Raw genomic sequence first — 18885 nt, 5'->3', positions numbered from 1 at the left:
ACCGACGACTGTCAGCCGGGGAACCAAGATGACCGAAGAACAACGCATCGAACTCGAAGCCGCCGCCTTCCGCCGCCTGGTCCAGCATCTGCGCAGCCGGCCGGACGTGCAGAACATCGACCTGATGAACCTCGCCGGTTTCTGCCGCAACTGCCTGTGGAAATGGCTGAAGGCCGCCGCCGACGACCTTTCCGTCGAACTCAGCGTCGAGCAGGCGCGCGAGGAGATCTACGGCATGCCGTACGAAGAGTGGAAGAACAAATACCAGAAAGAGGCCAGCCCCGAGCAGTCGGCGGCCTTCGAGAAGAGCAGCAGGAAATGACCGATCTGAACGACTTCCGTGCCCGCCTGCGCAGCGGGGAACACGCCTTCGCCGACACCCTGGCCTTCGTCGCCGCGCACTACGACTACCGGCCGAGCGCCTTCGTCAACGGTTCACTGGAGAATGCCGCCGGGCAGAACGAGGGCTCCTGCAAGACCCTGGGCCTGGCGCTGCTGGAGAACTTCGGCGACGAGGAGGCCCTGCTGGCCTTCGGCGAGCACTACCGCGCCGTGCTGGCCGATCCCCAAGGCTGCGACCACGGCAACATCCGCGCGCTCATGCGCAGCGGCCTGGCCGGCGTACGCTTCGCCGGCCAGCCGCTCGGCCACAAGGGCTAGCTAGAGTCCGTCGACACCACCCTCCGCGGCTGCGTGGCGCGGTGTCGACGGCCCCCGGAGCCATCCGGTCACTGCAGGGTCTTGCCCTGGTACTCGCCGTTGAGGGTCTGCAGGAAGGCGACGATCTTGCCGATCTCGTCCTTCGACAGTTTCATGCCGACCTGGTACTCCGCCATCTTGTCGACCGCGTCCTCCAGGGTCTTGGCGCTGGCGTCGTGGAAATAGGGCGCGGTCAGCGCGACGTTGCGCAGGGTCGGCACCTTGAAGCGGTACATGTCGTGCGGGTCCTTGGTCACGTTGTAACGCCCGTGGTCCACTTCGCTGACATTGCCGCGGTCGGCGAAATAATCCTTCTTGATGCCCATCAGTTCGAAGGACTGGCCGCCCATCGCCTCGCCCACGTGGCAGGTCGCGCACTTGGCGGTCTTGAACAGTTCGTAGCCTTCCTTCTCCACGCTGCTGAGAGCGTCGCCCTGCCCTTTCAGGAACAGGTCGAAGCGGCTGTTCGGCGTGACCAGGGTCTTCTCGAACTCGGCGATGGCGTCGGTGATGCTGTTCTCGGTGATGCCTTCCGGATAGAGGGCGGCGAACTCGGCGCTCAACTGGGCGTCCTGCGTCAGCTTGCCGACGATCTGCTCCCAGGAGGTGGAAGCCATCTCCAGCGGGTTCATCGGCGGGCCGCCGGCCTGCTTCTGCAGGTCGGCCGCGCGGCCGTCCCAGAACTGCAGGACGTTGAAGGCGGCGTTGTACACCGTCGGTGCGTTGATCGGCCCCTTCGAGCCGCCGACCCCGACGGAAACATCCAGGCGGTCCACCCCGCCCTTGTCCAGGGCATGGCAACTGGCGCAGGAGACGGTGTCGTCGCTGGACAGGCGGGTATCGTGGTAGAGCTTCTCGCCCAGCGCGACCTTGGCCGGGTTCACCGGAAAGCTGGTGGTGATCGGCTGCACCGGCTCGTACTTGTAGGCGTCGGCGACCGCATCGGCCGAACTCTGCTTCAGGCGCTCGGCCTTCACCCAGTCGAGCAGCACGCCCTTCTCCTCGTCGGACAGCCGGGACCGCCAGTGCATGCCCAGGTAGAGGTTCGGCGGCATGGCGTTGTCCTGCATCACCGACTCGATCTTGGCCAGGTCCACTTCCGAGACCGCCTTGCCCTGTTGCGCGCTGGCCAGCAGCGACTCGATGTTGAACTGGCGCTGGGCCAGCTCGATGTCCTTGTTCATCAGTTGCTTGGCGATCGGCATGTTGGCGTAGAACGGCAGCTCGCTGTTGCGGGTATGGCAATACTGGCAACCATTGCTGTTCAGCACCTTGAAGGCTTCGCTCGTGAGCTTGTCCATGCCGTTCAGTTGGGCACTGGCCAGATGCTGTTCGCTGAGACGCACGTCGAAACGGTCTACGATGAAGACGGTTGCCAAGTAGCCGGCGACGCAGGCTCCAATGACGAGGGGTAGCTTTTTCACGGATCTTCCTTTGCGAGGGTTGATTAAACCAAGGGACAGCCGACGGCCCGTCGGCCGTGGACGCGAGGCGCCGGCCGTCGATTGAATCACGAATCGGATGAACGGCACCTTAACGTCTATATCCCTGGCAAAGGAAATGCTTAAAGCCAATCCCCCTCATAGGAGAAAGCTATCTTGCCATTTGCCTCGATGTATCGACGCCGCAAGCGCCGAAAATCGAAGCACCGAGACGGGAAAGGAAAAACCGGCATCGCCGCCGTGCTCTTGCAGCCGGCCGGCGGCTACCGCTCCGGGAGCGGGAGAATAAAACGGCCCGGGCGGTGTGCGCTGCGACACCCCCGCCACGAGGCCTGAACAGGTATAAAAGGGGAGCCACCGCACAAGGGGAAGACTTCAAGGAGAGCGGAGGCCCCGGCAACTGTCTGGCGACTCTACATATCGCTGTCGGCATGCTACCCACTGTGCCCGGCCTGCGGAAATTTTCAATATCAATCTACCCGATAGACAGATCCTATCATGGCCCGAGCAGCGCTTTTCCTGTTCCGGCAAAGCCGGTAAGGTCGGCGCGAATCAGCTTCCGGAGACCCCCATGCCCCCGTCCGTCCTGTCTGGCCCGCACTATCTGGGCGAAGGCCTGAGACTCGTGCTCAGCCCCGGCCTGCGCCTTTTCGTCCTGCTGCCGCTGGCGGTCAACCTGTTGCTCTTCGCTGGACTGATCACCTTCGCGATACGCCAGTTCGAACACTGGGTCGATGCCCTCATGCCCAACCTGCCGCAGTGGCTGTCCTTCCTCGACTACCTGCTGTGGCCGCTGTTCGTCGTGCTGGTGGTATTGATCGTGTTCTTCACCTTCACCCTGCTGGCCACGATCATCGCCGCGCCCTTCAACGGCTTCCTGGCGGAAAAGGTGGAGGTGGTGGTGCGCGGCGAGGATCACTTCCCGCCCTTCCACTGGCGCGAACTGCTCGACATGGCGCCGCGCACCTTCAGCCGCGAATGGCGCAAGCTGACCTATCTGCTGCCGCGGGCGCTGTTCCTGCTGATCCTGTCCTTCATCCCCGTGCTCAATCTGCTCGCCCCGCCGCTCTGGCTGCTGTTCGGCGTGTGGATGATGGCCGTGCAGTACATCGACTATCCGGCCGACAACAACAAGCTGTCCTGGAACGAGATGCTCGCCTGGCTGCGCGCCCGCCGCTGGCAGAGCCTGAGCTTCGGCGGCATCACCTACGCCGCGCTGCTGGTGCCCGGCCTGAACCTCCTGGTGATGCCCGCCGCGGTGGCCGGCGCCACGCTGTTCTGGGTGCGCGAGGGTGGCGTACCGGTGGTCGGCAAGCGCGACCGAGAAGAGATCGAGAAGCCATCATGAGCGTCCCGATCCCGCCCCGCCGGGATCGGGAGACGGGACGCCCGGAGCGCGCCGCTTCCGGACTCAATCGACGATCTCGGCCTCTTTCCAGCGCCAGCGGGCAAGGGCCAGGGCCTGAGTGCGGCTCATACCGGGGCCGATCAGGAAGAACCGGTAACCGGACACCGAGATCGTCCAGGCCCTGCGCCGGGGATACGCCTCGGACGGCTTCAGGATCTCGACGATCAGGGCCTCGTGGGCCGACAGTTCGGCCATCAGCGACGGGGGCGGAATATCGTCCGCATCCAGGCGATCGGCGTTCACCTCGAGGGTGATACCTTCGTCCCTGGCCCAGCGGATGATTTCGAATACGTTCATGCGTGGGCCATTGCTTCTGGAACGGCGAACCGGCGTATCGGTTCGAAGGGAAGTCAGATAGCGCACCGGGGAAAGAGAAGTCGACATGGGTGGCGAATGCCTTTTGCGGGATCCGGAACAAGAGTGCGGGCAGCCGGCTAGTGTAACCCCATGGAGTCGTTCATGGCAGTGAAACGGACGACGCGGGGTCGATGGCCGCAACGGACGTGGCGCCGCTCGCAGGCATCGCCGCAGGCCAATGGCACCCCGCCCCCGCGCGAATGCGTCCGGCGGCCGGTCCCCGAGGCATGCGAGACCGACGGACGATCTTCCGATCGCCACAGAACGTCGCCCATCACCGGAACGTCAGCCGGCTGTCATCGGTCTGACATGTCATGCTCCGAGACTGACGGTCATGACTGACATCCTGCATATCGCCCTGATCAGCGAAACCTTCCCCCCCGAGGTCAATGGCGTCGCCAATACCCTGGGCCGGTTGTGCGACGGGTTGCGCGCCCGCGGTCACCACGTGCAAGTGGTGCGCCCCCGGCAGAGCACCGACCAGGGCCGGCGCGGCGACGAGCGGCTGGTCCTGACCCGCGGCTGGCCATTGCCCGGTTATCCGGGCCTGCAGTGGGGCCAGTCGGCCACCGGCAAGCTGCTGCACCGCTGGAAACGCGAGCGCCCGGACGTGATCTACATCGCCACCGAAGGACCGCTGGGCCTGTCCGCCCTGCGCTGCGCGCGGCGCCTGGGGATTCCGGCGATCAGCGGCTTCCATACCAACTTCCAGCAATACAGCAGCCATTACGGCTTCGGCCTCCTGACCCGCCTGCTGACCGGCTACCTGCGCTGGTTCCACAACCACTCCCGGCTAACCCTGGTGCCCAGCGCCAGCCAGCGCATGGAACTGACCCGACGCGGCTTCGAGCGCCTGGAACTGCTCTCCCGCGGCGTCGACAGCCACCTGTTCCATCCGGCCCGGCGCTCCGCCAGCCTGCGCGCCAGTTGGGGAGTGGGCGACGACGACCTGGTCGTGCTGCACGTCGGACGGCTGGCGCCGGAGAAGAATCTCGGCCTGCTCGGCAGCAGCTTCCGCAGCCTGCAGGCGGCCCATCCGCAGCGCCGGCTGAAGCTGGTGGTGGTCGGCGACGGCCCCCTGTACGCCAGCCTCCGCCAGCAGTGGCCGGAAGCCCACTTCTGCGGCATGCAGTTGGGCGAGACGCTGGCCACCCACTACGCCTCGGGCGATCTGTTCATCTTCCCCAGCCTCTCGGAAACCTTCGGCAACGTGGTGCTGGAGGCGCTCGCCTCCGGGCTCGGCGTGGTCGCCTACGACCAGGCCGCCGCCGCCCAGCACATCCGTCACGGGCACAACGGCGCACTGGCCGAGCCGGGCGACGAGCAGGGCTTCATCGAAGCGGCCAACTGGCTGCTGGAGGACGAGGAAAACCTGCGCAGGGTCCGCCTGAACGCCCGCCAGCACGCCAGCCACCAGGGCTGGGAGGCCATCGTCGGGCAGTTCGAGGAGCACCTGCGCGGCACCCTGCAGGCACCGGCCGTTCAGGCCTCGGGGAAGCGGCACGCTCAGCCGTCGACGGCTCCCGCCGCGCACTCGCGCAGATAGGCCAGCACGGCCTCCCGGTCGCCGGAAAAGACGATGCGTTCGGCCTTGCTCTCACGCTGATAGGCATACATGGGGTCGTAATACTCACGCAGCAGGCCGACGATCCAGTCGCGGTGCAACGCGACGCCACGTCCCGCCTCCTGCTCGGCGAGAGCCCGGGCCATGAGCGTCGACAGCCGCTGATAACGCTCGCCGCCGAGCCTCTTGACGATGTTCGCCAGGCTCTGGGTGAGGCGCGCGGCGAAGGCGGCGAAACCGGCCTGCGGTCCTTCGACGGCGACGAACTCGGCGCAGAGATCAACCACGTAGTCGCGCAGGATGCGCTCGACGCGCCCTTCGAAGCTGTCCTCCAGCCAGACCAGCGGATAGCGCTGCATGCCCTGGTGCAGCTCCAGCGGCAACGAGCAACTGCCGACCAGGCGGCTCTCGTCCTCCAGCACGAAGCGGCCGACGCCGGCCGCGCGCTTTCGCAGGATGTCGATGGCCAGGCGGTTCTCGAAGTCGATCTGCGCCGGCTGCGGCGTGGCCCGCTTGCCGAAACTGGAGCCGCGGTGATTGGCGTGGCCTTCGAGGTCCAGGGCGTTGCCCAGGGCGGCGATCACTTCGGTCTTGCCGGTGCCGGTGAGACCGCCGACCAGCACGAACGCGCACTGCGCGGTGGCCTGGCGGGTGGTGTCGAGGAGAAAGTTGCGCATCGCCTTGTAGCCGCCAGTCACCCGCGGGTAGTCGATACCGGCCTCATCCCTCAGCCACTGCTGGACGATCTGCGAACGCAGGCCGCCACGGAAGCAGTACAGGTAGCCCTCGGGATGGGCGCGGGCGAAATCCGCCCAGGCCTGGATACGCAGCTCCTTGGTCCGGCCGGATACCAGCCGGTGGCCGAGCTCGATGGCCGCCCGCTGGCCGTGCTGCTTGTAGCAGGTGCCGACCTTCTGCCGCTCGCTGTCGGTCATCAGCGGCAGGTTGAGTACGTTGGGAAAGGCGCCGCCGGCGAATTCCACCGGGGCGCGGGTGTCCATCATGGGGACGTCTTCGAGGAAAAGCTGCGGGTAATCGGCGGTATCGGCGCGCATCAGAAGAGCACCTCGACCGCCAGGCGCTGTCGCTCGACCATCTCGCCGATCGGCGCCAGCGCCAGGCCCAGTTCGGCGGCGCAGGCGAGGAACTCCGCCTCGCCCTCGGGGCTCACCGCGACCAGCAGGCCGCCGCTGGTCTGCGGGTCGCAGAGGATCAGCTTGCACAGCTCCGGCATCGGCGCGATGCGCTCGCCGAAGCTGTCGAAGTTGCGCAGGGTGCCACCGGGGACGCAGCCCTGCTCCAGGTAGTAGTCCAGCTCGGGAAGGCGCGGCACCGCGGCGAACTCGATGCACGCCGACAGCCCGCTGCCGTCGGCCATCTCGACCAGGTGGCCGAGCAGGCCGAAGCCGGTGACGTCGGTCATCGCCCTGACCCCCGCCAGCTTGCCGAAGCGGCTGCCGGGCTTGTTCAGGGTGCACATCCAGTCGCGCGCCACGCCCACATCCTGGGGACGTAGCCTGGAGCGCTTCTCCGCGGTGGTGAGGATGCCGATGCCCAGCGGCTTGGTCAGGTATAGCCGGCAGCCGGCGCTGGCGGTGTCGTTGCGTTTGAGAAAACGCTTTTCCACCATGCCGGTCACCGCCAGGCCGAAGACCGGCTCCGGGGTGTCGATGGAATGTCCGCCGGCCAGCGGGATGCCCGCCGCATCGCAGACCGCGCGACCGCCGGCGACCACCTCGCGGGCCACTTCCGGCGGCAGCTTGTTGATCGGCCAGCCGAGGATGGCGATGGCCAGGAGCGGATCGCCACCCATCGCGTAGATATCGCTGATGGCGTTGGTCGCGGCGATGCGCCCGAAGTCGAAGGGGTCGTCGACGATCGGCATGAAGAAATCGGTGGTCGACACCACGCCGCGCTCCTCGTCGATGGCGTACACGGCGGCGTCGTCGCGCGAGGCGTTGCCGACCCAGAGCTTCGGGTCGAGATTCTGTGCGCCGCTGCCGGCGAGGATCACTTCCAGCACCTTGGGGGCGATCTTGCAGCCACAACCGGCGCCATGGCTGTACTGGGTCAGACGAATGGGCTCGCTCACGGGGCGTCCTCGGAAACAGGGAACTGAAAAGGCGGCGAATTGTAGCAAAAGCCTGCCTTGGCGCCGCGCCATGCCCGGCGTATGGTTCGGGAAACGAGCGGAACGGGAGATCCCATGGGCAGACGGGTGGCTTTGGTACTGGGTTCGGGCGGCGCACGAGGCTACGCCCACATCGGGGTGATCGAGGAACTGGAAACCCGTGGTTACGAGATCGGCTGCATCGCCGGCTGCTCCATGGGCGCGGTGATCGGCGGCATCCATGCCGCCGGCAAGCTGCCCGAGTACCGCCAGTGGATCGAGAGCCTGAACTACCTGGCCCTGCTGCGCCTGCTCGACGTCAGCTTCAGCCTGGGGGTGATCCGCGGCGACAAGATCTTCGCGCACATCCGCGAGATCGTCGGCGAGGTGAACATCGAGGACCTGCCGATCCCCTTCACCGCGGTGGCCACCGATCTCACCACCCACCAGGAGATATGGTTCCAGGAAGGCTGCCTGCACCAGGCGATGCGCGCCTCGGCGGCGATTCCCAGCCTGTTCACCCCGGTGACCAAGGGCCACCACATGCTGGTCGACGGCGGCCTGCTCAACCCGCTGCCGATCGTCCCGGTGGTGTCCAGCCACTGCGACCTGATCGTCGCGGTCAACCTCGGCGCGCCCAACCACAAGCAGTACCGGCTGCCGGCGAGCGAGCGTCCGGCGCCGCGCTGGAGCCGGGTCGATGCCGTGCTCGACTCGCTCGGCTCGCGCCTGCCGTTCCGCCGACGCGAGGAAGACGGCACGCCGCTGCCGGTGGTGCTGCGCGAGGAGCCGGACGAGCCATCCGCGCCGGAGACGGAAAGCCCGCCGAAGTCGGCCAGCGGCGCCAAGGTGGTCGACTCCCTCGCCCCGGCGACGCTGCTCGATTTGGTCAACCAGAGTTTCGAGGTGATGCAGAACGCGTTGACCCAGTACAAGATCGCCGGCTATCCGCCGGACATCCTGATCAACGTGCCCAAGCAGGCCTGCCGCTTCTTCGAGTTCCACAGGGCACCGGAGATGATCCAGCTCGGCCGGCAGATCGCCCGCGACAGCCTGGACGCCTACGAACGCGAGAACGAGCGTTAGCGCCCGTCGACGCAGCGACACGCGGTTCGTGAAACAGTATCGACAGGCCCTAGGAGACCCTCTCCTCCCCGGCCTCCCGCCGCGGCGCCGGGCTGGCCGGCAGCTCCGCCGGCCGCGCCTCGCTCACCCAGTCGCTGAGCAGGCTGTAGGCCACCGCCAGCAGCGTCGGGCCGAGGAACAGGCCCATGAAGCCGAAGGCATAGATGCCCCCGAACACCCCGAGCAGCACCACCACCAGCGGCAGGTTGCCGCCACGGCTGATCAGGTAGGGCTTGAGCACGTTGTCCACGCCGCTGATCACGAACATGCCCCAGATGCCGAGGAAGATCGCGTAGCCGTAGTCGCCCTGCCAGACCAGCCAGGCGGTGGCCGGTATCCAGGCCAGCGGCGGGCCCATGGGAATCAGGCTGAGGGCGAAGGTGAGCAGGCCGAGCAGCAGCGCTCCCGGCACCCCGGCGATCCAGAAGCCGATCAGCGCCAGGGCACTCTGGGCCGCGGCGGTACCGATCACCCCGTTGACCACCCGTTGCACGGTGGCGGCGACCAGTTCCAGGTAATGTTCGGCGCGCTCGCCGATCAGCCGCGTCAGCAAGCTCTGCACGAAACGCTCCAGGCGCGGCCCGTCGCGATAGAAGAAAAACACCAGCACCAGGCTCAGGGCCAGCTCCAGCATGCCTCCGGCGAGCTTGGCGCTGCGCGCCAGCAGCCAGTTGCCGACCTGGCCGAGATAGGGCTTGAGCGTGGCGAACAGCGCCAGCCCCTGCTGATCGACGGTACGCCAGAGGTCGACCAGTTCGTCGCCGAACAGCGGCATTCCGGCCAGCCACTCCGGCGGCGGCGGCAGGCCCTCCAGGCGCAGCGTGTTGATCAGCCCGGTGAGTTCGCGGATGTAATCGACCAGGTTGAAGCCGAACAGCAGCAGCGGCACCGCCACCAGGATCACCCAGCCGGCGGTCAGCAATCCGGCCGCCACCGATTCCCGGCCGTTCAGCCGGGCGGTCAGCAGGCGCATCAGCGGCCAACTGGCGAAGGCCAGCACGGCCGCCCAGAAAAGCGCCGAGGCGAACGGCAGCAGCACCCACAGGCAGGCGCCGAGCAGCGCCAGAAGCAGCAGCAGCACCAGCAGACGATCGTTATTGAACATTCGGACTCGCAACTCCATCGAAAGGACTGCCAGGGATTGGACGGCATCGCCATTGTGACGGCGGCAGGCGACGGAAAAGGCACCGGACAACGACCGGGGGAACGCCGGTCCGACTCACGGCAGGCGGCTCAGACGCAACCCGTCGACGGCTGTCTCGTCCAGCTCCAGACGCGCGGCCCGCACGCCCCGCTCGATCAGCGCGCCGCGCCAGGCGGACGCCTGCGCCCCGGCGAGGGCGACCCGCAGGGTACTGTCGAGCATCAGGCTGCGGGCCAGCACATCGACCCAGGCCGCGCCCGGCTCGCCGCTCAACGCCGGCAGCAGCAACTGGCCATCGGTACGCAACTGGCGCAGCAAAGTGGCAGGAGTCGGCAGCAACTCGCCGAGTGCGGCGGCGGCATCGAGCCGCTCGACATGCAGATAATCCCGGCGATTGCCGCGGGTGATCGCGTACAGCGCCAGCAGACTGTCGCGGCGCGGCGCGGCCAGGCGCAACAGGGCGAAGGCCTGGCGCTCGTCCGGGCCGTACAGGCGGGCGTTGCCGAACACCGTATTGGCCCACAGGCTGCTGGAGCCACAGTCGCGCCCATCGCACCAGTAGAGCAGCTCGGCCCCCTGCCGGAGCAGGGATTCGCGGGCCTGGGCGAAGGCCTCCGCGGCGAGGTGCCCGACCGGCAGCCGGTAGGTGGTCGCGGACAACCACCCCTCGGCCAGGACTTCGCGCTCGTAGCGCAGGCGTCCGCTGATCCGCTGAATGCCGCCCAGGGGGTAGCGGCGCTCCGCATCGCCCTGGCTGGACTCGACGATCTCGGCCTGGGGGAAGCGCGGCAGCACCTCGTGGTCGTGGCCGTCCGGCAGGTCGGCGGCTAACAGGGAACTGCCGGCCAATAGCAGACAGCAGAAGGTGCTCAGGCGCATCCGGCTCCTCGAAGACTCGGCTCGAACGAACGGTGGGAGGCGCGGCGGACAGGCACGCATGGCCTGCCGCCATGACGGCTCCCGGAGGTGCGGCCACTCTCCCGAGCAGTCCCCGACAAGTCAAGACGCGGGGAACAGCGCTTTGAAACAGTCTGCTACAGCCTGGGCGCCGGCCTCGTCGTCCAGATGCAGATGATGTCCGCCGGGCAGCTCGTGCACCTCGAAGGATAGCCGCTCCAGCAGCGCCGCCACCGACGGCCGGCCGGCCAGCAGTCCCTCGCGGGCCAGCACCAGGCTCACCGGACAACGCACCGCACGCAGGAACGCCTCGGCCTGAGCCGGGTCCAGGCGCAGCGCATAGGGCAGACGCAGGCGGCTATCGGCCCGCCAGGTATAACCGCCGGGCACCGGCATCAGGCCGCGTTCGGCGAGCCGCTCGGCGGCCTCGCGGCTCAGCGCGGCCATTCCGTGCATGCGCGCCAGCACCGCCCGCTCGACGTTCTCGTAGACCGGCTTGCGCTTGCCGGCCAGCGCCAGGTGCCCGCGCAGGGCATCGCCGAGCTGCTGTGGCGCCTCGGCGGCCTCGCGGGTGATCGGCATGCCGCCGTCGATCAACGCCAGCCGCTCGACCCGTTCCGGCAGCGCACCGGCCAGCAGCACGGCGACGATGGCGCCCATGGAGTGGCCGAGCAGGGAGAAGCGTTGCCAGCCGAGTTGCTCGGCGACCTGCAGCACGTCGAAGGCATGTTCCCAGTGGCTGTAGCCCAGGCCGGCCGGACGATGGGCGGAATGGCCGTGGCCGGCGAAGTCCAGGGCGACGATGCGCAGTCCCGCCAGGCGCGGCGCCAGGCGGGAGAAACTCATGGCATTGTCCAGCCAGCCATGCAGGGCCAGCACCGGCGGGCCGTCCTCCGGTCCATAGAGATGGGCGGCCAGTTCGATATGGGGCAGATTGAGGCGAACCTCTTCGCAGTGCAGGCTCATGGACGATCCTCGGCGACCAGGATGCAGGAGCCGCAGCATAGCGGATGCGGAGCCCGCGCCGACGGTTCTAGACTGGAGCGAAAAGCGGAAACCGAAAGCCATGCCCCGCGTCCCTGTCATCCCGGAACCGACCGCCCGGCGCCTGCAGGCGCTGCACGAGGAAGGCTTCGCGCTGCTGCCCGGCGTGCTGGATGCCGGACAGATCGCCAGGCTGCGCGACGCCATCGATCGCCTCGAGCCCGAGCACTGGGACTACACCGGCCTGCTCGATCACTACAAGTGTGTATTCAACCGCTCGCCTCTGTGGCTGCCCTACCTCGACCTGCCGGGGGTGATCGAACTGGCCGAGGCCGCGCTCGGCGCCGACTGCCATGTGATCGGCCAGACCGCCTGGCGTTGCCATCCCGGTTTCATCGGCGCCGACCTGCACCTCGACTATCTGGTCATGGAACTGCCGCCGAACCTGCTCGCCGATCCGGCCTTCCAGTTGCCCATGCAGATCTGCACGGCGCATCTCTACCTCGACGAGATCGACGAGGATCTCTGTCCGACCCTGGTCATTCCCGGCAGCCACCGCGCCGGTCGGCCGCCCCGTCCGGGCGAGGAGCACTGGCAGGGCCTCGCGCCCGAACCGGTGCTGTGCCGGGCCGGCGACCTGCTGTTCTTTCGCAGCGAACTCTGGCATGCCGGCAGCCGCAACCGCACGCCGGACCGGACGCGCTACCTGCTGCAGGTGCACTACGGCCGGCGGATGGTGGCGCAGAAGTTCTCGCCCTACCTGTACTGGCGCTTCGATCCGGCAGTGCTGGCCGCCTGCACGGCGCGCCAGCGACGCCTGCTGGGCGACCACGAGCCGGCGGAATACGACTGACGGGACGCCATCATCCGGCTTTTATTCACAAAGACTGTGGGCGCAACTGTGGATAACACCGGGATGAGTGGCTGGCGGCCGCAGCGGACCTGGCCCGCGGACGCTCCGTACAGTTTTTGTCCAGCGCCGGCCCGGTGGCCTGCCCTCCCCTTCGCCCACAGGCTCCCGGCCAGCGAAGGGTTTTCCCAGGAGCGGACCGTGTTTCTCAACAATAGGCGGGGAAAAGGCTGTGGATAAAGCCGGGATGGCCGGACCGGATGCCGAGCCCGCGCGGGCTCCAACGGGTTGCGCAAAAAATCGCCAGTCGGCCCGGCGATCCCCGGCTACGGCTTGCGCCGCCGGCCGGTGATCATCGACAGGAGCAGGTTCTCGCGCAGGCGGACGCTTTCGATCGAGGCCGCAGCCAGATGCAGGCAGACCAGCACGAGCAGAACGTCGGCCAACGACTCGTGCAGCGCCTCGAGCGCATCCGAGCCCCAGAAGTAGTCGACCTCCTTCATCAGGAAGCCGCTCACGCCGAGGCCGGACATGCAGGCCATCATCAGGATCATCACCAGCGCGCCCAGCGGCGAATGACCGAGCCGGTGGTACGGACGACCGCTCTCCAGCGCCCGCAGGTGCTCGGCCAGACGCGCCCGGGTCGGCCAGAAATCCGCCCAGCGCGCCGCCGGCGTGCCGACGAATCCCCACAGCACCCGGACCGGAATCCAGGCCAGCGCGTAGTAGCCCAGCCAGACATGCCAGGACTCGCCCGCCTCGGTGAAGAAGTAGTTGGCGACGAACACGCCGGCCAGCGACCAGTGGAACAGGCGCACCAGCGGGTCCCACAGGCGCAGGGTTTCGCTGCCCATGACCGCTCAGTCCTCGATGTTTTCCTTGATCGCCCTGCCGCTCACCGGATCGAAGTAGATCTCGACCTTGCGCCTGTCCTTGTCGAATCCGTAGATCTCGTAGCAGTTACCGTCGGTGACCTTGAACTTCCTGATCTCGTAGCCCTGGGCCTTGAGCTGTTCCTGGAACTTCGTCGGGTCCTGCCACTGGGCCTTGTCGGCCTCGCTGCAGCGGGGGCCGGCGAGAGCCAGCGGACTGGCCAGGGCGAGGCCCAGCAGGATGATTTTGCGCATGGAAACGACCTCGTGTGGGATAGCGGCGCGACTCTGTGCCTGTCGGCTTAAAGCAACCTTAACGATAGTCGGCCAGCATGATCGCCACGGCCGGGCTCGATCGCCCAGCGGCAAGCGACGCTGCGGGCAGGCGATTTGCCGCAGCGCGCTTCCGGCCCGTTTTGATCCGCGTCATCCAGCGCGACGCCGCGCAGCCGGAGCATTCCGGAAAGAAAGGTAGTGCCGGGCGCAACCTGCCCCGGCGACAACACGAAAGGAGAAAGCCATGCACGTCACCATTCGACCGATCGTCAGCCCCCGGGACCGCTGGACGGTACAACTGGACAGGTTCGCGGTACCGTTTCGCAGCGAACACGAGGCCCGCCAGTTCGCCAGTCGCCTGGAGAACCGCCTGAAGGCACCGCATTCCTGGCCGCGGAACGAGCGCTGAACGACGCGCTCAACGCGGCCGGGTATCCAGTTGGCCGCTGTACCAGCCGACGCCCGCCGCGATCAGTGCGCACAGGCCGATCACCTGGGCCATGGGCAGGGCGCTGCCGTCGTGCAGCACACCGACCAGGGCCGAGGCCAGCGCCGCCATGCAGAACTGCAGGCTGCCCAGCAGCGCCGAGGCGCTGCCCGCCTGAGCGCCCTGCTTGGCCAGGGCGCAGGCCGTGGCGTTGGGCATGATCGCCCCGAGGCTGGCGATGCAGACGAACAGCGGCGGCAGCAGCGGCCACAGCGTCGCCGGCCGGGCCAGCGCCACCAGCAGCAGGACCAGCGCGCTGCCGGCATGCAACCAGATCACCCGGCGCAGCCAGAACCCCGGGCCGCGCCAGTGCAGCGCCCGGGCATTGAGCTGGGACACCAGGATGAAACCCGCCGCGTTGCTGCCGAACAGCCAGCCATAGTGCTCCTCCGGTACTCCGTAGAGTTCGATGAAGACGAACGGCGAGCCGGCGATATAGGCGAACATCCCGGCCATGGCCACCCCGCCGGCCAGGCTGAAGCTCATGAATTCCCGGTCGCGCAGCAGCCTGAAGTAGTGCCGGAAGCCCTCGCCGCAGGAAGGGCGCGGCGTATCGCCGACCAGGGTTTCCGGCAGCAGCAGGACCACGGCCAGGAAGGTCAGCGCGCCGAACAGGGTCAGGCAGAGGAAGATCGACTGCCAACCGAACGCCTGGAGCAGCAGTCCGCCGGCCAGGGGCGCGAGAATCGGCGCCAGTCCCATCACCAGCATCAGGCGGGAAAACACCTTCGCGGTGGTCAGCGGATCGCACAGATCGCGGACCACCGTGCGGGCGACCACCATGCCGGCGCAGCCGCCGAGCGCCTGGGCGAAGCGCGCCACGATCAGTTGCTCGAGGCTGCCGGCCAGGGCGCAGGCCAGCGATGCCAGACTGAACAATGCGACGCCGAAAAGCAGTGGCAGGCGCCGGCCGAGGCGGTCGGCCAGCGGCCCGTAAGCCAGTTGGCCGATGGTCATGCCGATGAAATAGGCCGCCAGGGACAATTGAACCTGCTCCACATCGGTGCCGAAGGCGGCGGCCAGGGCAGGAAAGCTGGGCAGGTAGAAATCGATGGCCAGTGGACCGAAGGCCGTCAGGGCACCGAGAATCAGCAGCAGGGGTAGAGTCAAGTGGGCGAACTCCCACCGCGGCGAGGACGGCCACGGAACGTCTGGAGAAGAACGGAAGGCGAAGGATGCGACGGCATCCGGCGGATGCTTACATGCGGATGTGCTTGTAAACAAGGTGTAAACAGAGCGTTCCAGGCAGCAAAGGCAGGTAAACTCCAGTACCTCAGCCGAGCGCGACCGCGGTCCCGCCGACTGGCGCGCTCCTGCACGGGCCAAGGCCCGGAGCCAGCCCGTAAAGGGATTTTTCATCACCGCCAATCATTCAGAACACGCTATGCGCCGAACCAAGGCTGATGCCGAAAAGACCCGCGAAAACATCCTCGCTACCGCCGAGCGGTTGTTTCTACGCAACGGCGTGGCCCATACCAGCCTGGAACAGATCGCCCGCGCCAGCGGCGTGACCCGTGGTGCGGTCTACTGGCATTTCCAGAACAAGAGCCATCTGCTCAACGAAATACTCGACCAGGTCCGCCCGCGGCCGGAACAGATCGCCGAGCGGCTGAACGCCCCGGCGCAAGCCTACCCCCTGCAGAACCTGCGCGACCTGCTCGTGGAAATCATGGCCGACCTGGCCGCCAACGAGCAGGAGCGCAACATCCTGACGATCCTGCTGATGCGCTGCGAATTCACCGACGAATTGAGCGACGCCCAGGAACGCCACACCAACTTCATCAACCAGTTCATCGCCCTCAGCGAGGAACAGTTCGAACGCGAGCGGCAACGCCTGCGTCCCGGCATCAGCCCGCCCCTGGCGGCGCGCCTGCTGCACGCCACCCTGGTCGGCATGCTCAGCGACCGCCTGCGCGATCCCGGGCTGTTCGACGTCCAGACCGAGGCGCCGGTGATGATCGACGCCCTGTTCAGCGGCCTGCTCTGCGACTGGCGGATCGCCGGCCAGCGCCCCGTTCAGGCCGGCGCCACCTCGTAGCCCTCCTCGCGGATCGCCTCCATCACCTGCTCGGCAGGCAACCGGCTGGCCACCCTCACCTCGCCGCCGGGCAGGTCCACCTGCACCTCGGCCGCGGCATCCAGCGCCTGCACCGCCTGGGTGACGGCGCGTACGCAATGGCCGCAACTCATGCCCTTCACTTGAAACTTCTGCATCCTGACACTCCTCTGGAGAATGGGAGGGCACAGTGTCAAGCTTGCCCCCCGGGCAAGGTCAAGCCCCGGAACGGGCCAGCGGCCCAGCAGAGGAAAGCAGCGATGAACATCGGCCAAGCAGCGAAGCACAGCGGCCTGTCCGCCAAGATGATCCGCCATTACGAAGCCATCGGCCTGATCGCCCCGGCCGGGCGCGGTGCCAATGGCTATCGCCACTACACCGAGGCCGATCTGCAGCGCCTCGCCTTCATCAGGCGCTCGCGGGATCTGGGCTTTTCGCTGGCCGAGGTCGGCCGGCTGCTCGGCCTCTGGGAAAACAGCCAGCGCACCAGCGCCGAGGTGAAGGCGCTGGCCTGCGCGCATATCGAAGCGCTGGAGCGCCGGATCGACGAACTCGCCAGCCTGCGCGACACGCTCCGCAACCTGGTGGATCATTGCCGGGGCGACGAGCGCCCGGACTGTCCGATCATCAGGGAACTGGAGACGGGCGGCCAGCGCACGGACCGATGTCCGTCCTGACGGCAGGCCCCATGGCGGGAGACTCTGGCCACAGGCCGGAGCGGGAATTCACATCTGCGACTGCAGGTAGTTCTGCAGGCCGATGCGATCGATCAGGCCGAGCTGCTGCTCCAGCCAGTAGGCATGGTCTTCCTCGGTGTCGTCGAGCTGCGCCTGGAGGATGTTGCGGGTGACATAGTCGCCGAGCTGTTCGCAGAGTTCGATGCCCTTGGCCAGCGCGTCGCGCACGTGGTACTCGAGCGCCAGGTCGTTGCGCAGCATTTCCGGCACGGTCTGCCCCGGATTGATCGGCTCGGGACTCATGTCCGGCGTTCCCTGCAGGAACAGGATGCGCTTCAGCAGAGCGTCGGCATGCTGGGTCTCCTCGCTCATCTCGTGGTCCATGCGCTCGTGGAGCTTGCTCAGGCCCCAATCGGCGTACATCCGCGAGTGCAGCATGTACTGATCGCGCGCCGCCAGTTCGCCGCGCAGCAATTCCTTCAGATAGTCGACGACTTGCGCCTGCCCCTGCATTTAAACCCCCCGTTCACTGAAAGAAAGCGCGCAAGGATCGGCCTTGGGCGCTTCATGGTCAAGACTGGCCGTCTACCGAGCCTCCCTGAAGCATAGCCGGCCAAATCAGGAAACCCGCATGATTCTGCAGGTCAAACGCTACAGCGACAAGCTGGAAGAGCACCATGACCAGACTCGAACACTATATCGTCCAGTACAGCATCAACGGCCGGAGCGACTCCCTGGCCATGCGGGGCTACGGCGAACCGACCCTGGACCAGGCGCGCCTGCAGATCCTGCTCAAGCACATTCCGCAACTGCAGATCGCCGAGGACGCGCCCTGGGAGCGGCCCACCCGGTCCAGCCTGGAAAGCCGCACCGAGGAGCTCGGCGTCAGCGATATCCGCATCCGGCGCACTTGAGCCCCGCCACGGCTGCCCGCCATCATGAACCGCCCCTTGCCGCGGAGCGCCGCCATGTCCTTACCGCTGGTCTACCACGACGAATACAGCCCGTCCTTCCCGGATGGCCACCGCTTTCCCATGGAAAAGTTCCGCCTGCTGCGCGACCACCTGGTCGACAGCGGCCTGACCAGCGACGCCGAGCTGCGCCGCCCCGAGCCCTGTCCGACGGACATCCTCGCCCTGGCCCACGACCCGGCCTACATCGAGCGCTACTGCAGCGGCGCACTGAGCCGCGAGGAACTGCGCCGCCTGGGCCTGCCCTGGACCCCGGCGCTGGCCCGACGCACCGTGCTGGCGGTGGGCGGCTCGCTGCTGGCCGCGGAACTGGCCCTGGAACACGGACTCGCCTGCCACCTGGCCGGCGGTACCCACCACGCCCACCACGACCACCCTTCCGGCTTCTGCATCTTCAACGACCTGGCGGTGGTTTCCCGCTACCTGCTGGCGAGCGGGAGGGTCGGCCGCGTGCTGATCTTCGACTGCGACGTGCACCAGGGCGACGGCACCGCGCGCATCCTCGAAGACACCCCGGAGGCGATCACCGTGTCGCTGCACTGCGAGCAGAACTTCCCGGCGCGCAAGGCCAGAAGCGACTGGGACATCGGCCTGCCGCGCGGCATGGGCGATGCCGACTACCTGAAGGTGGTCGACGACGCGCTGAACTACCTGCTGCCGCTGTACCAGCCGGACCTGGTGCTCTACGACGCCGGCGTGGACGTGCACCAGGACGATGCCCTCGGTTACCTGGCGCTCAGCGATGCCGGCCTCGCCGCCCGCGACGGCGCCGTGCTGCGCCACTGCCTCGCGCGCGGGATCGCGGTGCTCGGCGTGATCGGCGGCGGCTACGACCGGGACCGCGCCGCCCTGGCGCGGCGCCACGGCATTCTCCACCATGGCGCCGCGCGCCTCTGGCGGGAACTGGGCCTCGGCTGAAGCCGCACCGCCGGCGGAGTAGAATGCGCCCCCCGCCCCTGCCCCGGA

23 protein-coding genes are annotated in these 18885 nt (G+C 67.4%); 11 read left to right on the top strand and 12 right to left on the bottom strand.

Going from position 1 to position 18885, the window contains the following annotated elements; all coding sequences use genetic code 11:
- The first annotated feature begins 28 nt into the window (after positions 1-28).
- Together AVCA_RS04620 and AVCA_RS04615 are read left to right on the top strand one after the other, a co-directional pair.
- Positions 29-322 (top strand): DUF1244 domain-containing protein, encoded by a 294-nt coding sequence (locus AVCA_RS04620; protein WP_041806950.1) that lies wholly within the window; start codon positions 29-31, stop codon positions 320-322.
- On the top strand, positions 319-660 hold the full coding sequence (locus tag AVCA_RS04615; RefSeq protein ID WP_012699679.1) for a HopJ type III effector protein: 342 nt from the start codon (positions 319-321) through the stop codon (positions 658-660). The genes AVCA_RS04620 and AVCA_RS04615 overlap by 4 nt, the downstream gene beginning before the upstream one ends.
- Before the next feature lie 68 nt (positions 661-728).
- On the opposite strand, the gene AVCA_RS04610 is transcribed toward AVCA_RS04615, so the two are convergent.
- Positions 729-2123 (bottom strand): cytochrome-c peroxidase, encoded by a 1395-nt coding sequence (locus AVCA_RS04610; RefSeq protein WP_012699678.1) that lies wholly within the window; start codon positions 2121-2123, stop codon positions 729-731.
- Positions 2124-2712: 589 nt separating this feature from the next.
- On the opposite strand from AVCA_RS04610, the gene cysZ reads away from it, so the two are divergent.
- Positions 2713-3489 (top strand): sulfate transporter CysZ, encoded by a 777-nt coding sequence (gene cysZ / locus AVCA_RS04605; RefSeq protein ID WP_050764359.1) that lies wholly within the window; start codon positions 2713-2715, stop codon positions 3487-3489.
- Positions 3490-3552: 63 nt separating this feature from the next.
- On the opposite strand, the gene AVCA_RS04600 is transcribed toward cysZ, so the two are convergent.
- A complete protein-coding gene (locus AVCA_RS04600; protein WP_012699676.1) occupies positions 3553-3846 on the bottom strand; it encodes a hypothetical protein in 294 nt (97 codons plus the stop codon).
- Between the two features lie 394 nt (positions 3847-4240).
- On the opposite strand from AVCA_RS04600, the gene AVCA_RS04595 reads away from it, so the two are divergent.
- Positions 4241-5452, top strand: a complete 1212-nt coding sequence (locus AVCA_RS04595) for a glycosyltransferase family 4 protein (protein WP_012699675.1) — start codon at positions 4241-4243, stop codon at positions 5450-5452.
- Here AVCA_RS04595 and mnmH read toward each other — a convergent pair.
- Both mnmH and selD read right to left on the bottom strand, forming a co-directional pair.
- The gene (mnmH, locus tag AVCA_RS04590; RefSeq protein ID WP_012699674.1) at positions 5413-6525 is read right to left on the bottom strand and encodes a tRNA 2-selenouridine(34) synthase MnmH; all 1113 of its coding nucleotides are present in this window, start codon (positions 6523-6525) and stop codon (positions 5413-5415) included. The genes AVCA_RS04595 and mnmH overlap by 40 nt on opposite strands.
- A complete protein-coding gene (gene selD / locus AVCA_RS04585) occupies positions 6525-7562 on the bottom strand; it encodes a selenide, water dikinase SelD (RefSeq protein WP_012699673.1) in 1038 nt (345 codons plus the stop codon). Before selD ends, mnmH begins: the two co-directional genes overlap by 1 nt.
- Before the next feature lie 114 nt (positions 7563-7676).
- Between selD and AVCA_RS04580 the strand changes: the two genes are divergently transcribed.
- Positions 7677-8666, top strand: a complete 990-nt coding sequence (locus AVCA_RS04580) for a patatin-like phospholipase family protein (RefSeq protein ID WP_012699672.1) — start codon at positions 7677-7679, stop codon at positions 8664-8666.
- A gap of 49 nt (positions 8667-8715) precedes the next feature.
- On the opposite strand, the gene AVCA_RS04575 is transcribed toward AVCA_RS04580, so the two are convergent.
- The 3 genes from AVCA_RS04575 to AVCA_RS04565 form a co-directional block, all read right to left on the bottom strand.
- Positions 8716-9810 (bottom strand): AI-2E family transporter, encoded by a 1095-nt coding sequence (locus tag AVCA_RS04575; RefSeq protein ID WP_012699671.1) that lies wholly within the window; start codon positions 9808-9810, stop codon positions 8716-8718.
- 114 nt (positions 9811-9924) lie between these two features.
- The gene (locus AVCA_RS04570) at positions 9925-10728 is read right to left on the bottom strand and encodes a DUF4892 domain-containing protein (RefSeq protein WP_012699670.1); all 804 of its coding nucleotides are present in this window, start codon (positions 10726-10728) and stop codon (positions 9925-9927) included.
- A 120-nt stretch (positions 10729-10848) separates the two neighbouring features.
- A complete protein-coding gene (locus AVCA_RS04565) occupies positions 10849-11712 on the bottom strand; it encodes an alpha/beta fold hydrolase (RefSeq protein WP_175555928.1) in 864 nt (287 codons plus the stop codon).
- Positions 11713-11812: 100 nt separating this feature from the next.
- On the opposite strand from AVCA_RS04565, the gene AVCA_RS04560 reads away from it, so the two are divergent.
- Positions 11813-12583, top strand: a complete 771-nt coding sequence (locus AVCA_RS04560) for a phytanoyl-CoA dioxygenase family protein (RefSeq protein ID WP_012699668.1) — start codon at positions 11813-11815, stop codon at positions 12581-12583.
- Between the two features lie 323 nt (positions 12584-12906).
- Here AVCA_RS04560 and AVCA_RS04555 read toward each other — a convergent pair whose 3' ends face one another.
- Together AVCA_RS04555 and AVCA_RS04550 are read right to left on the bottom strand one after the other, a co-directional pair.
- The gene (locus AVCA_RS04555; protein WP_012699667.1) at positions 12907-13434 is read right to left on the bottom strand and encodes a cytochrome b/b6 domain-containing protein; all 528 of its coding nucleotides are present in this window, start codon (positions 13432-13434) and stop codon (positions 12907-12909) included.
- A 6-nt stretch (positions 13435-13440) separates the two neighbouring features.
- On the bottom strand, positions 13441-13707 hold the full coding sequence (locus AVCA_RS04550; protein WP_012699666.1) for a PepSY domain-containing protein: 267 nt from the start codon (positions 13705-13707) through the stop codon (positions 13441-13443).
- A 265-nt stretch (positions 13708-13972) separates the two neighbouring features.
- Here AVCA_RS04550 and AVCA_RS26335 point away from each other — a divergent pair, with 265 nt between their 5' ends.
- Positions 13973-14137 (top strand): hypothetical protein, encoded by a 165-nt coding sequence (locus tag AVCA_RS26335; RefSeq protein WP_012699665.1) that lies wholly within the window; start codon positions 13973-13975, stop codon positions 14135-14137.
- A gap of 9 nt (positions 14138-14146) precedes the next feature.
- Here AVCA_RS26335 and AVCA_RS04545 read toward each other — a convergent pair whose 3' ends face one another.
- A complete protein-coding gene (locus AVCA_RS04545) occupies positions 14147-15325 on the bottom strand; it encodes a multidrug effflux MFS transporter (RefSeq protein ID WP_012699664.1) in 1179 nt (392 codons plus the stop codon).
- A gap of 274 nt (positions 15326-15599) precedes the next feature.
- On the opposite strand from AVCA_RS04545, the gene AVCA_RS04540 reads away from it, so the two are divergent.
- Positions 15600-16253: a TetR family transcriptional regulator gene (locus AVCA_RS04540; protein ID WP_012699663.1), complete on the top strand. Its 654-nt coding sequence runs from the start codon at positions 15600-15602 to the stop codon at positions 16251-16253.
- On the opposite strand, the gene AVCA_RS04535 is transcribed toward AVCA_RS04540, so the two are convergent.
- On the bottom strand, positions 16232-16429 hold the full coding sequence (locus AVCA_RS04535) for a heavy-metal-associated domain-containing protein (protein ID WP_012699662.1): 198 nt from the start codon (positions 16427-16429) through the stop codon (positions 16232-16234). The two genes, AVCA_RS04540 and AVCA_RS04535, sit on opposite strands and share 22 nt — an antisense overlap.
- A 102-nt stretch (positions 16430-16531) precedes the next feature.
- Between AVCA_RS04535 and cueR the strand changes: the two genes are divergently transcribed.
- The gene (gene cueR / locus AVCA_RS04530; RefSeq protein WP_012699661.1) at positions 16532-16948 is read left to right on the top strand and encodes a Cu(I)-responsive transcriptional regulator; all 417 of its coding nucleotides are present in this window, start codon (positions 16532-16534) and stop codon (positions 16946-16948) included.
- Between the two features lie 48 nt (positions 16949-16996).
- On the opposite strand, the gene bfr is transcribed toward cueR, so the two are convergent.
- Positions 16997-17461 carry a bacterioferritin gene (gene bfr, locus AVCA_RS04525; protein ID WP_012699660.1) on the bottom strand — a complete coding sequence of 155 codons (465 nt, stop codon included), beginning with the start codon at positions 17459-17461 and terminating at the stop codon, positions 16997-16999.
- A gap of 164 nt (positions 17462-17625) precedes the next feature.
- Here bfr and AVCA_RS04520 point away from each other — a divergent pair, with 164 nt between their 5' ends.
- Positions 17626-17862: a hypothetical protein gene (locus tag AVCA_RS04520; protein WP_012699659.1), complete on the top strand. Its 237-nt coding sequence runs from the start codon at positions 17626-17628 to the stop codon at positions 17860-17862.
- 54 nt (positions 17863-17916) lie between these two features.
- On the top strand, positions 17917-18837 hold the full coding sequence (locus AVCA_RS04515) for a histone deacetylase family protein (protein ID WP_041806946.1): 921 nt from the start codon (positions 17917-17919) through the stop codon (positions 18835-18837).
- The last annotated feature ends 48 nt before the right edge of the window (positions 18838-18885 follow it).

This window comes from Azotobacter vinelandii CA, from assembly GCF_000380335.1.
GTDB lineage: Bacteria > Pseudomonadota > Gammaproteobacteria > Pseudomonadales > Pseudomonadaceae > Azotobacter > Azotobacter vinelandii.
Note: the sequence above shows the minus strand (reverse complement) of the source record. Positions and strands in the feature narration are given on the sequence as shown.